8 protein-coding genes and 1 pseudogene are annotated in these 13,746 nt (G+C 46.7%); 8 read left to right on the forward strand and 1 reads right to left on the reverse strand.

Annotated features, from left to right (window positions below):
* Positions 1 to 108: 108 nt before the first annotated feature.
* A complete protein-coding gene (pilC, locus tag ACTHTK_RS04245; protein ID WP_440379744.1) occupies positions 109 to 3,597 on the reverse strand; it encodes a PilC family type IV pilus tip adhesin in 3,489 nt (1,162 codons plus the stop codon).
* Between the two features lie 483 nt (positions 3,598 to 4,080).
* On the opposite strand from pilC, the gene carA reads away from it, so the two are divergent.
* From carA to ACTHTK_RS04285, 8 genes and pseudogenes are all read left to right on the forward strand, one after another.
* Positions 4,081 to 5,211, forward strand: a complete 1,131-nt coding sequence (carA, locus tag ACTHTK_RS04250; RefSeq protein ID WP_070656162.1) for a glutamine-hydrolyzing carbamoyl-phosphate synthase small subunit — start codon at positions 4,081 to 4,083, stop codon at positions 5,209 to 5,211.
* Between the two features lie 136 nt (positions 5,212 to 5,347).
* The gene (locus ACTHTK_RS04255) at positions 5,348 to 5,605 is read left to right on the forward strand and encodes a SemiSWEET family transporter (RefSeq protein ID WP_049225703.1); all 258 of its coding nucleotides are present in this window, start codon (positions 5,348 to 5,350) and stop codon (positions 5,603 to 5,605) included.
* Positions 5,606 to 5,683: 78 nt separating this feature from the next.
* The gene (locus ACTHTK_RS04260) at positions 5,684 to 5,941 is read left to right on the forward strand and encodes a SemiSWEET family transporter (protein ID WP_049225703.1); all 258 of its coding nucleotides are present in this window, start codon (positions 5,684 to 5,686) and stop codon (positions 5,939 to 5,941) included.
* A 357-nt stretch (positions 5,942 to 6,298) separates the two neighbouring features.
* On the forward strand, positions 6,299 to 7,204 hold the full coding sequence (locus ACTHTK_RS04265) for a hypothetical protein (protein ID WP_003748321.1): 906 nt from the start codon (positions 6,299 to 6,301) through the stop codon (positions 7,202 to 7,204).
* A 28-nt stretch (positions 7,205 to 7,232) separates the two neighbouring features.
* Complete coding sequence (gene carB / locus ACTHTK_RS04270) at positions 7,233 to 10,448, forward strand: carbamoyl-phosphate synthase large subunit (protein WP_107723731.1); 3,216 nt, start codon at positions 7,233 to 7,235, stop codon at positions 10,446 to 10,448.
* 200 nt (positions 10,449 to 10,648) lie between these two features.
* The gene (locus tag ACTHTK_RS04275) at positions 10,649 to 12,190 is read left to right on the forward strand and encodes a type I restriction-modification system subunit M (RefSeq protein ID WP_107723732.1); all 1,542 of its coding nucleotides are present in this window, start codon (positions 10,649 to 10,651) and stop codon (positions 12,188 to 12,190) included.
* A gap of 116 nt (positions 12,191 to 12,306) precedes the next feature.
* Positions 12,307 to 12,390 (forward strand): annotated as a pseudogene (locus ACTHTK_RS04280) (DNA-damage-inducible D domain protein); the annotation flags it as partial.
* Between the two features lie 132 nt (positions 12,391 to 12,522).
* Entirely contained in the window at positions 12,523 to 13,677 is a 1,155-nt protein-coding gene (locus tag ACTHTK_RS04285; RefSeq protein WP_199903866.1) for a restriction endonuclease subunit S, read from the forward strand.
* Positions 13,678 to 13,746: the final 69 nt, after the last annotated feature.

Consider the following 13,746-nt stretch of genomic DNA (forward strand, 5'->3'; position numbering starts at 1 on the left):
TTCAAACAAGCTTTTCTATCCACCAATCCAACATCTTTGAATTACTACTACTCAACAGAAAAGGCCGTCTGAACAATTCAGACGGCCTCGATACTTAAGCCTTACAGATTAAAAGAACAATTCACGCCAGCTGATGCGTTTCAGTCCGCATGTACGGCCTTGAACTTCCAGACTGTCCAATTGATTGGACAAGAGACTGCGATCGCCTTTGGTTGCAAAACATTTATTGTTTGGCACGCTCGGCGTAGCGTTCAGCTCCTTATCCGTACCCGTGCCGCCGCTATCGCCATCGGCAGTGACCGGAGAATCGTCGGCTTTGCTGGAATTCATATAAGTAAAGTTGATAACGCCATCAAAAGTCATACCGTTGGCGTAATAAATCTGGCCATTATTTTCACGTTTGATAAACGTGCGATCCTTACTGGAGATACGCGCATCACGCAAGCCCAAACGGCCGCCGTTTTCAGCATTTACGCCCAGAATAATCGTTTTCGCTGTCGTTTGCGTGGATGTACTGTCTGGCAAACAAACATCTGTACTGGAAGAATCAGTATGAATTGTTTTGGTTTCATACTTGCGGATGGTCACAACGGCTGTACGCAAAATCATGGTTGGTTTGACGGTCACACGTTCATTCGGACCCAAAGTAAGGCTCCAGCCTTTTTTGCCTTCGCCAACCTTATTGTCGCTGACATAAATGTGTTCGCCGTCACTTTCTCTGGTTTGCTGTTCCAACTCACTACTTTTCGCCAAAACCGCTTTTTTAGATTCATCAGGAGACACATCGTCGTAAATACCATAAACGGCATTGATTTGACCGTTGGTACCTTCTAATTCATTCTGATAAATCTCGCTACCCGTACCAAAAATGACGACATACTTATCTTTACTGCGGCGTGATACCGCAGGCGCAGAAGTAATCGGTTGATTACCCGATCCTTGGAAAATCATTTGCGCAGACCATTTGGACGGAGTTTCACCACTCAAGTCAAAGCGGAACATATTGCCGTAACGGTCGCCGGCATAAGCAATATCGACAATACCGTCAAAATCGGTGTCTACCAAAGTAGGGGTAGAGAGGCCGCCTTTGCCATTCGGCGCAGGAATTTTAGCCAAGAGCTTGCCGGCTTCAGAAACATTTTTACCGGTATCTTGCGTACCAGCTTCTTTACCCGTCATATCATAGATATACAAAGCTGTTTCATTGTCGGTACTGTTCACATCTTCAGTACGATAGCCGCTGGCCAAGAAACCCGCATAGCGCACATTAGATTCCAGCTTGACCGGAGTAGTATCACGCTTGATAGACACACGACCAATTTGTGTCGAACCAATGGTATAACCCAGCGTATTGCCAGAGCCTTTTTTTGTTTCAAACAAAGGCACAGTCGTATTCCAACCACTACGATCACTGTTAGCTACCGCACCAATATTCAACGCATACGCACCGCGTCCACCCTGCCCCATCGCACCAAACATAAAGGTTTGCTTATCAGGCGTTTGACGGAGAACAAAACCACCATTAACCATATAGCGGTGTGGCGTGCTAGAGCCGTAACCATCGCGTGCAATATCTTTCAGAACTTTGCCCAAAGTTGTTGCTTGACCTTGATCATCCTCGCGCTCCATACCTGCCGGAATATAGCTGAGTTTCAAGTCATAAGGATTGCTAGACGTACCATTACGGAAAATATGTACCATGCCGTCATTGGCAGCGGCGACCAAAAACTCTTGACGGTTGTCGCGCTTATCGCCAATAGCCGCAACCGAACCGTCTAAAATATCGCCCAAATTGCGCTCATCTTTACTTGCGTCAGCTGGATCAGTGGGACGAATTCGATAAGACTGACTATAACCTTTTGTCTCTGCATCCGCTTTAATGGCTGCATCCGCTTTAATGGCTTCATTACTACCTGCTCGGCCAGTCCATTTCAGCAATGCATTTTTCCATTCCAACTTATCTTTCGCACTGCCGTCTGAAATGCCAAAATCGGCATTTGAAGCCTCATTATCAACTCTATCGATGAAATAGGTTTTACTGCCGTCCTTAACCAAAGTGAGGCGATTATTAAATGATGGCTGAACAAACTCGGTCGTATTGATAGGCGTACCATCACGGTTTAATTTATAAAACCGCAACTGACTGCTCCAAGAGCCGGTATTCAAATGAACCGTTGCCGCCATATTGGGAATACCTGTACTGGTCGTTGCCGGTGCAGTTGAAGATACTCCTTCAAATTTCGTATTCTTGCTGTCATTTTCAATATTGTCGACAATGGTCTTGAAAGCATCGAGCAACTTTTCAGGTTTTGCGGCATTAAAATACCATTCTGGGCGACTGGCGCCCTTTTCCAGATATTCTCTCCCGACTTTAGAAACTCCCTCACCAAAGCCCACGGTAAAAGTCTGAACCAATTGCTTGCTATAATCTACGCCTTTAGGATCGCTTGGATCACCATCCCAGCTCTTGCCTGCAGCATCTTTGCCATCTTTTTCTGTTTTGATGTCTTTTTCTGCCAAAGTCTGACTGAAGAAACGCATACCGCGTTTCTCATTACCATAGTTTCTATCCCAAATAGGAACAATGATTTCGCCGCTACCTATCCACATTCGCCTACGATAATAATCGCTATACCCGAATTTATAATCGGTATATTGGCACATCACTTTTTTTTCATGCTCCGGGATATGGGCATCATATTGATAAAGTGGCAGGTCAAAGTATCCACTAAAGCCATGGCCATCGTTGAAAAATTCACCTTTTCCATATTTATCGTCATAAGCCTTCGCTGCAGACGGCTCGAAATATTGGTATGCAGGCGTATCCGCGCTATGTTCGATGGCTCGGTAGTAGTTTGAATAGTAATAATCTCGATCGTAGTTGAAGCTGGTATTGCGCGATAAGCGAGGATCCTCACCGGCACCCTGATTGCTACAACTCATATTGGCATCACCATCAGATACCACAACAACATAAGATTTTTGACAACGGTATTTAATATTTGGGATAACGAAATTTTTGACAACTTCATAATAACGGCGCGTTGTCGGCGTACCTTGATAAGCCAGCATTTCATCTACTTTTTTACTGACATATTCCCAGTTTCGACCGGCAGAACCATCCGTAAAGCCTTCAGAATCCTTCATATCACCTTTGGTATCATCGGGTCTAGGCAGTTCTGTATATGCGTAAATAGCATTATTCTCTTGCCTTTTTTTCTCATCCCATTTCCAATACCGAGGATTATTGTGTAAAGTCTGCAAGCCCCAGTTAAACTGATCTTTATATTGCGCCAAAACCTGCTTTAATGCCGATTTTGCAATATTGATTTTTTTATTCTCATCACGAACATGATAATCACCCTTAGCATCAGCCAACATACTGCCCGAGTCATCAATCAAAAACATAATATTGTGTTTGACTTTGGGTTGGCCGCTGACATCGGTTTTGTTTTGCAGGTAAAAAGGAGTTTGGGCAAATTGCTGCGTATTTGCCTGAACAGAAATACTAATGAGCGCTAAAGCGGAAGCGATGCTTGCATGAATGAGGCGATGGCGGCCTGATGGAGCGTTTTGCATAATGTGTTCTTTTTTCATCGGATAATCTCAGTTAAAAATGACGTTGTTTTTATTTTTTATGGGGCTACGATTTTAGCATAAACAGCCTGTTTCATGTTTGATTCGGCTGAATTTCCCTAAGCGCGCATTTCAAGCACAACAAAAATGAAACAATCTGCCTGCTCAGTTTTCAGACGGCCTGACTGAATATTTAGTTCAACCTTATTCATCAGGCATTCCAAAAGCAAGGGACTGTACCGTAAAGATAAAACGTTTTTAAATTATCGATTATTGGCTCTACGCTTGAAATTCCTATTACTTTGACTTAAAATACACTGCTTCTACGGCATAGACCGCTATGTCTGAAAAAGCACGTTACACAGCAAAATCAAAGCTGCGGAGCGTGTTTTTTTTTAGCCGAGATTTCCGAAGGCTGTCTTTTTTGTAAACAATTTTTATTTTTCAGACGGCCTGACCCATTTTTTTTCGAACCGACCATCATCAGGCAAACAGGATTCCATCATGACCACTCCGGCTCTTCTCGTTCTCGCTGACGGCAGCGTATTTCACGGCACATCAATCGGTTACGAAGGTTCGACTTCCGGCGAAGTCGTGTTCAACACTTCCATGACCGGCTATCAGGAAATCCTGACCGACCCTTCCTACTGCAAACAAATCGTTACCCTTACCTACCCACACATCGGCAACACCGGCACCAACGCCGAAGATGAAGAAAGCCGCTGCGTTTACGTCGCCGGTTTGATTATCCGCGACTTGCCGCTCTTGCACAGCAACTTCCGCGCATCCGAAAGCCTGCACGACTATTTGGTACGCAACAAAACCGTCGCCATCGCCGATATCGATACCCGCCGCCTGACCACCCTGTTGCGTGAAAAAGGCGCGCAAGGCGGTGCAATCTTGACCGGTGCGGACGCTACGGTTGAAAAAGCACAAGAACTGATTGCCGCATTCGGCAGCATGGTCGGCAAAGACTTGGCAAAAGAAGTTTCCTGCACAGAAACTTACGAATGGACCGAAGGCGAATGGGAATTGGGCAAAGGTTTCGTTACACCTTCCGAACAGCCTTACCACGTCGTCGCCTACGATTTCGGCGTGAAAACCAACATCCTGCGCATGCTCGCCTCACGCGGCTGCCGCCTGACCGTTGTTCCCGCACAAACCAGCGCGGAAGACGTCTTGGCACTCAATCCTGACGGCGTATTCCTATCCAACGGCCCCGGCGACCCCGAGCCTTGCGGCTACGCCATCAAAGCCGTACAAAAACTGATGGAAAGCGGCAAACCGATTTTCGGCATTTGCTTAGGACACCAACTGATCAGCCTCGCCATCGGCGCCAAAACCCTGAAAATGCGCTTCAGCCATCACGGTGCCAACCACCCTGTACAAGATTTAGACAGCGGCAAAGTCGTCATCACCAGCCAAAACCACGGTTTCGCCGTCGATGCCGACACTCTGCCCACCAACGCACGCATTACCCACAAATCCTTGTTCGACAACACCTTGCAAGGCATCGAACTGACAGACAAACCTGTATTCTGCTTCCAAGGCCACCCCGAAGCCAGCCCGGGCCCGCAAGACGTCGGCTATCTATTCGACAAATTCATTGACAATATCAAAGCAGCAAAACAATAAAGCTGATTTTTTCAGACGGCCACACTCAACTCGACAACAGGCCGTCTGAAAACCAAACTTCAAAAATATAAATTCAGCCCCCTCTCAACATCTGTACAGCCTGAAAACCCAATCGTCTAATCAGAAAGGAAAACCAATGACTGAAAAACAAATGCACATTCTTTCCGTCACCGCCACCCTGGCCGGCGTCGGTATGTACGTTTCTTATATCCCGCAAATCCAAAACAACCTTGCCGGCAACCCCGGCTCGCCGTTGCAACCCCTCGTCGCCGCCATCAACTGCACATTATGGTTTGCCTACGGCTTTTTGAAAGAAAAACGCGACTACCCCATCATACTGGCAAACGCCCCAGGCATTATTTTGGGTTTGATTACATTTATCACTAGTTTTTAAGGAAGTTTTCAGACGGCCTGTGCAAATCAACATCTGTACAGCCTGAAAACCCAATCGTCTAATCAGAAAGGAAAACCAATGACTGAAAAACAAATGCACATTCTTTCCGTCACCGCCACCCTGGCCGGCGTCGGTATGTACGTTTCTTATATCCCGCAAATCCAAAACAACCTTGCCGGCAACCCCGGCTCGCCGTTGCAACCCCTCGTCGCCGCCATCAACTGCACATTATGGTTTGCCTACGGCTTTTTGAAAGAAAAACGCGACTACCCCATCATACTGGCAAACGCCCCAGGCATTATTTTGGGTTTGATTACATTTATCACTAGTTTTTAAGGAAGTTTTCAGACGGCCTGTGCAACATAAAAACACAAAAGGCCGTCTGAAAAAGAGTCACCAAAATATCAACGGCAGGAATTTTTCAGGTAGCTTTTTATCGAAAGGCAGATGGAACAAACGTCTTAAGCGTTTTTTCAGACTACCTTTGAACCCATCGGTGGGGTATGTACCGCAAGACACACACGCAGTGGGTTGGGATTGCAGGGAAAATGAAGAACGCGTGCGTACCGCACACACCATACATGCGGGCTATGGCTTACTCTCAAGAAGAGTCAACTAATTTTCAGATAACTTTTAAAGCAATAAAAGATCATTCAACTCTATATATACATTACTGCATCTTAAAGACTTATCATGATTACTTTAAAAAAAGATAGAAACTTAGTTTACATAAAAAACTGGTCTGACTTAGAAGAAATGGCTGGTTTTAGAAGAGAGATAAATCCAGAAGAAACCAAATTAAAAGAAATTATAGGTCAGTATAGTGGAGAACATGGAAAAGTTATATGTGGATTGAAAAATTGCCACACCCAACATCAAAATGGTTACATTGTAGTATCTACTGATGGACATATTACAAATATTGGAAAAGATTGTGGTGAAAAATATTTTGGGGTTGATTTTAAAACTATGTCATCGAAATTAACTCAAGATATCAAAGACTACACTAATCGAGAAGAATTACATACCTTCAATTTAAACAACTTAAATGAATGGTGTGAGACACGACTTAAAATTGCAAAAAATATTAATCGATATATTAGTCAATTAAGAGATGGCAAAGAAATTCCGGAAACTGTTCGAAAAAAAATTTCAAAAATGTCTAGAGATAGGACTTATCAAATAACAATTGAAAGAGAACTGACAGAAAAAGAAAAAGCTATCTACGAAAATATAGGTAGGACCGGAATTAAATATATCGAAGAAAATATAGCTACAGTTTCTGGTATAGAAGCAATGTATGATCAGAATAATTTAAAACTTCTAATTACTGATACACTAAAAAAATTTATAGAAAATTTCCCAATAGATAAAATTGATTTATTATCATCCAAAGACTTAGCATATTGGGCAAAGGAAGTAAAAGAAATTCCAAATTTAAAAAATAAAATAGATACCGCCATTAAATTTTGCGTTAATTTCCTAACCTTTGAGAATTTATTGCCATTTGAAAAAATTATTGAGAAACAGGAGGAAGTTGCAGAATGGCATAACTTTCTCAATTCATTGAAAACATTACCTTCAGTTAAAATAGATTAACTTTAGACTTAATCCAACAGGAAACATCATGCCTAAACGTACCGACCTAAAATCCATCCTTATCATCGGCGCCGGCCCTATCGTTATCGGTCAGGCCTGCGAATTTGACTATTCGGGCGCACAGGCCTGCAAAGCCTTGCGTGAAGAAGGCTATAAAGTCATTTTGGTAAACTCCAACCCTGCCACGATTATGACCGACCCTGAAATGGCCGATGTTACCTACATCGAGCCGATTATGTGGCAGACGGTAGAAAAAATTATCGCCAAAGAGCGTCCTGACGCGATTCTACCTACCATGGGCGGTCAGACCGCGCTGAACTGTGCGCTGGATTTGGCGCGCAACGGCGTGCTGGCGAAATACAATGTCGAGCTGATTGGCGCGACGGAAGACGCGATCGACAAGGCGGAAGACCGCGGCCGCTTTAAAGAAGCGATGGAAAAAATCGGTTTGTCTTGCCCGAAATCTTTTGTCTGCCACACCATGAACGAGGCTTTGGCAGCGCAAGAACAGGTCGGCTTCCCTACCCTGATTCGTCCTTCTTTCACGATGGGTGGTTCGGGCGGCGGCATTGCCTACAATAAAGACGAATTTTTGGCAATTTGCGAACGTGGTTTTGATGCGTCGCCCACGCATGAATTGCTGATTGAGCAGTCTGTTCTCGGCTGGAAAGAGTACGAGATGGAAGTTGTACGCGATAAGAACGACAACTGCATCATCATTTGCTCGATTGAAAACTTCGACCCGATGGGCGTGCATACCGGCGACTCCATCACTGTTGCGCCTGCACAAACATTGACCGACAAAGAATACCAAATCATGCGTAATGCTTCGTTGGCAGTGTTGCGCGAAATCGGCGTGGATACCGGTGGCTCAAACGTTCAGTTTGCGGTGAACCCTGAAAACGGCGAGATGATTGTCATTGAGATGAACCCACGCGTAAGCCGTTCTTCTGCGTTGGCATCTAAAGCAACGGGCTTCCCGATTGCCAAAGTAGCGGCCAAACTGGCTGTCGGCTTTACGCTGGACGAGTTGCGCAACGACATTACCGGCGGCCGTACGCCCGCGTCATTCGAGCCTTCCATCGACTATGTCGTAACCAAAATCCCGCGTTTCGCCTTTGAAAAATTCCCTGCCGCAGACGACCGCCTGACCACGCAGATGAAATCTGTGGGCGAAGTAATGGCAATGGGCCGCACCATTCAGGAAAGCTTCCAAAAAGCCCTGCGCGGCTTGGAAACCGGCTTGTGCGGCTTCAATCCGCGCAGCGAAGACAAAGCGGAAATCCGTCGCGAGCTGGCCAACCCGGGCCCTGAGCGTATGCTTTTTGTAGCAGACGCGTTCCGCACAGGCTTCACACTGGAAGAAATCCACGAAATCTGCGCCATCGATCCTTGGTTCTTGGCGCAAATCGAAGACTTGGTGAAAGAAGAAAAATCTGTTTCAAACGGCCAGTTGCAAGACTTGGATTATGCCGCTTTACGCCGTCTGAAACGCAAAGGCTTCTCTGACAAACGTTTGGCACAATTATTGAACGTAAGCGAAAAAGAAGTCCGTGAACACCGCTACGCGCTGAACCTGCATCCGGTTTACAAACGCGTTGACACCTGCGCCGCCGAGTTTGCCACTGAAACCGCCTATCTCTACTCCACTTACGAAGAAGAATGCGAATCCCGTCCTTCCGACCGTAAAAAAGTAATGATTCTCGGCGGCGGTCCAAACCGTATCGGCCAAGGTATCGAATTTGACTACTGTTGCGTTCATGCCGCACTCGCCCTGCGCGAATCCGGTTTTGAAACCATCATGGTCAACTGCAACCCGGAAACCGTATCAACCGACTTCGACACCAGCGACCGCCTGTACTTCGAGCCGCTGACATTGGAAGACGTATTGGAAATCGTCCGCACCGAAAACCCATGGGGCGTGATTGTTCATTACGGCGGCCAAACCCCGCTCAAACTGGCCAATGCCTTGGTGGCAAACGGCGTGAACATCATCGGCACATCTGCCGACAGCATCGACGCTGCCGAAGACCGCGAACGCTTCCAAAAAGTATTGAACGACTTAGGCCTGCGTCAACCGCCTAACCGCATCGCCCACAACGAAGAAGAAGCCCTCGTTAAAGCCGAAGAAATCGGTTATCCGTTGGTTGTCCGTCCTTCTTACGTACTCGGCGGCCGCGCCATGCAGATTGTTCACTCAGCCGAAGAGTTGCAAAAATACATGCGCGAAGCCGTACAAGTTTCCGAAGACAGCCCTGTATTGCTCGACTTCTTCTTGAACAACGCCATCGAAGTAGACGTAGACTGCGTTTCAGACGGCCAAGACGTCGTGATCGGCGGCATCATGCAACACGTCGAACAAGCAGGTATCCACTCCGGCGACTCCGGCTGTTCATTGCCTCCATACTCATTGGACGAAGAAATTCAAGACGAAATCCGCCGTCAAACCAAAGCCATGGCATACGCACTGGGCGTGGTCGGCTTGATGAACGTACAGTTTGCCGTACAAGACGGCGTGGTCTTCGTACTGGAAGTGAACCCACGCGCCAGCCGTACCGTACCGTTCGTATCCAAAGCTACCGGCGTACCGCTCGCCAAAGTCGGCGCACGCGTGATGGCAGGCATTTCACTGAAAGAGCAAGGCGTAGAAAAAGAAGTCATCCCAGACTTCTACGCCGTTAAAGAAGCCGTGTTCCCATTCATCAAATTCCCGGGTGTGGACACCATTCTCGGCCCTGAAATGCGCTCTACCGGCGAAGTCATGGGCGTAGGCGCAAGCTTCGGCGAAGCCTACTTCAAAGCCCAACTCGGCGCAGGCGAACGCTTAAGCACAACCGGTAAAGTATTCCTCGCCGTACGCGACGAAGACAAACCGCTCATCGTCAAAACCGCACAAAACTTCCAAGCACTCGGCTACGGTGTCTGCGCCACTCGCGGTACCGCCGAATACTTGAAAGAACACGGCATCATCGTGCAAGCGGTCAACAAAGTGCAGGAAGGCCGCCCACACATCGTGGACGCAATTAAAAATGGCGAAATCGCACTGGTGGTCAACACCGTCGGCAGCACAGTACAATCTGTTACCGACAGCCACAGTATCCGCCGCACCTCCCTCACCCAACGCGTACCGCAATACACCACCATCGCCGGCGGCGAAGCCATGAGCGAAGGCGCAAAAAGCCGCGAACACTTGGGCGTGTACAGCGTACAGGAATTGCATGGCCGATTAAAAGCAATGAAGTAAGGGAAATTTGGACTGTTTTAATTCAGCCCAAGAAGATGCAATTCAGATCCACAGATTGGATTTATGACTGAATCCATGATTACTGAAATTCATCTTGATAGTTACCCATACGTTTATTACATATGAGGCCGTCTGAAAGGCTGGTTCCCAACTTTTCAGACGGCCAAACTTATCCTCTCACAACAATAAGGAAACGTCTAATGTCCGCCACACAACAACGCGCTCAACTACACCGCCAAATTTGGAAAATCGCCGATGAAGTACGCGGTGCGGTGGATGGCTGGGACTTTAAACAATACGTTCTCGGCACACTTTTCTACCGCTTTATCAGCGAAAACTTCACCGACTATATGCAGGCTGGCGACAGCAGTATTGATTACACCGCCATGTCCGACAGCATCATCACGCCTGAAATCAAAGATGATGCCGTCAAAGTCAAAGGCTATTTCATCTACCCCAGCCAGCTTTTTTGCAATATTGCCGCCGAAGCTCATCAAAACGAAGAGCTCAACACCAAGCTGAAAGAAATTTTTACTGCGATTGAAAGCTCCGCCTCCGGCTATCCGTCCGAACAAGACATCAAAGGCCTGTTTGATGACTTCGACACCACCAGTAGCCGGCTCGGCAGCACTGTTGCCGACAAAAACAAACGCCTTGCCGCCGTCCTCAAAGGCGTGGCGGAACTTGATTTCGGCAGTTTTGAAGACCACCACATCGACCTTTTCGGCGATGCCTACGAATACCTGATTTCCAACTACGCCGCTAACGCAGGCAAATCCGGCGGCGAATTTTTCACCCCGCAAAGCGTATCCAAACTGATTGCGCGGCTGGCGGTGCACGGGCAGGAGAAAGTCAACAAAATCTACGACCCCGCTTGCGGCTCGGGTAGCCTGCTCTTGCAGGCGAAAAAACAGTTTGACGAGCACATCATCGAAGAAGGCTTCTTCGGGCAGGAAATCAACCACACCACCTACAACCTCGCCCGCATGAACATGTTCCTGCACAACATCAATTACAACCAATTCCATATCGAATTGGGCGACACACTGACCAATCCCAAGCTCAAAGACAGCAAACCCTTTGATGCCATCGTTTCCAATCCGCCTTATTCCATCAACTGGATAGGCAGCGACGACCCCACCTTAATCAACGACGACCGCTTTGCCCCCGCAGGCGTACTCGCCCCGAAATCCAAAGCCGATTTTGCCTTCATCCTGCACGCACTGAACTACCTTTCCGGCAGAGGCCGCGCAGCCATCGTCTCATTCCCCGGCATTTTCTATCGCGGTGGTGCAGAGCAGAAAATCCGCCAATATCTAGTGGAGGGCAACTACGTGGAAACCGTGATTGCCCTTGCGCCCAATCTCTTTTACGGCACCAGCATCGCCGTCAATATCCTGGTTTTGTCCAAACACAAAGACAATACCGACATCCAATTCATCGACGCAAGCGGCTTCTTCAAAAAAGAAACCAACAACAACGTCTTAACCGAAGAACACATTGCTGAAATCGTCAAACTCTTCGCCGATAAAGCCGATGTGCCGCATATCACCCAAAACGCTGCCCAGCAAACCGTCAAAGACAACGGCTACAACCTCGCCGTTAGCAGCTATGTCGAAGCCGAAGACACCCGCGAAGCCGTCGACATCAAACAGCTCAACGCCGAAATCAGCGAAACCGTCGCCAAAATCGAACGGCTGCGGCGTGAAATTGACGAAGTGATTACAGAGATTGAGGCCTAGGCAGTTGTTGCATGTTTTGCAACAACTGAATGAGAAAGAGGCCGTCTGAAAATACGGGCGGCAACCTGTAAGCAATCCTTACAAGTTCAAATCAAGAAATTTTCGGGGAAAAATACATGACAACAGAAAACAACGCTTTTGAAAACGCCAAACACATCGACGAAACAGGCAATGAATATTGGTCGGCGCGCACCTTGCAGACAAAGTAGGGTGGGCTTCAGCCCACCGAAACAACGGCAAAACAGCAGGCGGATTGGTGGGCTGAAGCCCACCCTACGGCGGACAAAACCGCCCCACATCCCGCCGCAGCGGGAAAGAAACGGAAAACAACCATGGATATGCAAAGCAAAGCGAAAAAATTGATTGAGATGATTCAGACGGCACCGGTGGAGTGGAAGCCGTTGGGGGAGGTGTGTCTTATTGCAGATAACTTAAGGAAGCCTGTTAAAGCATCTTTACGTGTCGCAGGCAAAATTCCTTATTATGGTGCAAATAATATCCAGGACTATGTTGATGGATATACGCACGATGGAGAATTTTTACTAATTGCAGAAGATGGCTCTGCCAGCTTAACTAATTATTCTATTCAATGGGTAGTAGGAAAATTTTGGGCGAATAATCACGTTCATGTTGTTCAGGGTAATAAACTATTGAATAATAGATTTCTATTTCATTATTTGAGACAGATGAATTTTATCCCTTATTTAGTAGGAGGAGATAGAGCAAAGTTAACAAAGGCAAAGATGTTAGAAATAAAAATCCCCATCCCGCCCCTGGAAACTCAGCAAAAAATTGTAAAAATACTTGATAAATTCACCGAGCTGGAAGCTACGCTGGAAGCTACGCTGGAAGCAGAATTAGCCCTGCGCAAACGCCAATACCAGTATTACCGCGACTTTCTTTTAGATTTTGACAATCAAATCGGAGGGGGGATAGCTGATAGCTATAAAGGCCGTCTGAAAGATGTGGTTTGGAAAACGTTAGGGGAGGTTTGCCATAATATTTCTTCCGGGAAAAACAAAAAAAGAGATATAAATGGTATTTATCCCATTTATGGATCGACGGGAGTTATTGGAAAAACAAATGAAAAAGTTTATGGCAAACAACACATTTTGGTAGCTCGTGTAGGTGCAAATGCTGGTTTTGTTCATATTGGAGAAGGTGAATATGATGTTTCAGACAATACCTTAATTATTGATAATAAAGATAACATTCTATTTGGATATTTGTTTTACGTATTAAAAAATATGAAATTAAATCAATTTGCACGAGGAGCAGGACAACCCCTTCTTACAGCTGGTCAACTTAAATCCCTTAAAATCCCCATCCCTCCGCTCCCCGAACAGGAAAAAATTGCCGCCATCCTAGACAAATTCGACACCCTGACCCACTCCATCAGCGAAGGCCTGCCGCACGAAATCGCCCTGCGCCGCAAACAATACGAATATTACCGCGAACAGCTGCTTGCCTTCCCCAAGGCAGCCTGAAAAAGCAGCCTGCACATTTTCAGGTAGCCCAATCCGAACATCAAACCGTTTAAAACCCGATACCGCAAA

Source organism: Neisseria sp. P0006.S009 (genome assembly GCF_051962915.1).
Taxonomy (GTDB): Bacteria; Pseudomonadota; Gammaproteobacteria; order Burkholderiales; family Neisseriaceae; genus Neisseria; species Neisseria subflava_E.

Bases quoted from the DNA above. Each gene is read 5' to 3' on its own strand.
- pilC (WP_440379744.1), bottom strand. From the start codon at position 3,597: ATGAAAAAAGAACACATTATGCAAAACGCTCCATCAGGCCGCCATCGC.
- carA (WP_070656162.1), top strand. From the start codon at position 4,081: ATGACCACTCCGGCTCTTCTCGTTCTCGCTGACGGCAGCGTATTTCAC.
- ACTHTK_RS04255 (WP_049225703.1), top strand. From the start codon at position 5,348: ATGACTGAAAAACAAATGCACATTCTTTCCGTCACCGCCACCCTGGCC.
- ACTHTK_RS04260 (WP_049225703.1), top strand. From the start codon at position 5,684: ATGACTGAAAAACAAATGCACATTCTTTCCGTCACCGCCACCCTGGCC.
- ACTHTK_RS04265 (WP_003748321.1), top strand. From the start codon at position 6,299: ATGATTACTTTAAAAAAAGATAGAAACTTAGTTTACATAAAAAACTGG.
- carB (WP_107723731.1), top strand. From the start codon at position 7,233: ATGCCTAAACGTACCGACCTAAAATCCATCCTTATCATCGGCGCCGGC.
- ACTHTK_RS04275 (WP_107723732.1), top strand. From the start codon at position 10,649: ATGTCCGCCACACAACAACGCGCTCAACTACACCGCCAAATTTGGAAA.
- ACTHTK_RS04285 (WP_199903866.1), top strand. From the start codon at position 12,523: ATGGATATGCAAAGCAAAGCGAAAAAATTGATTGAGATGATTCAGACG.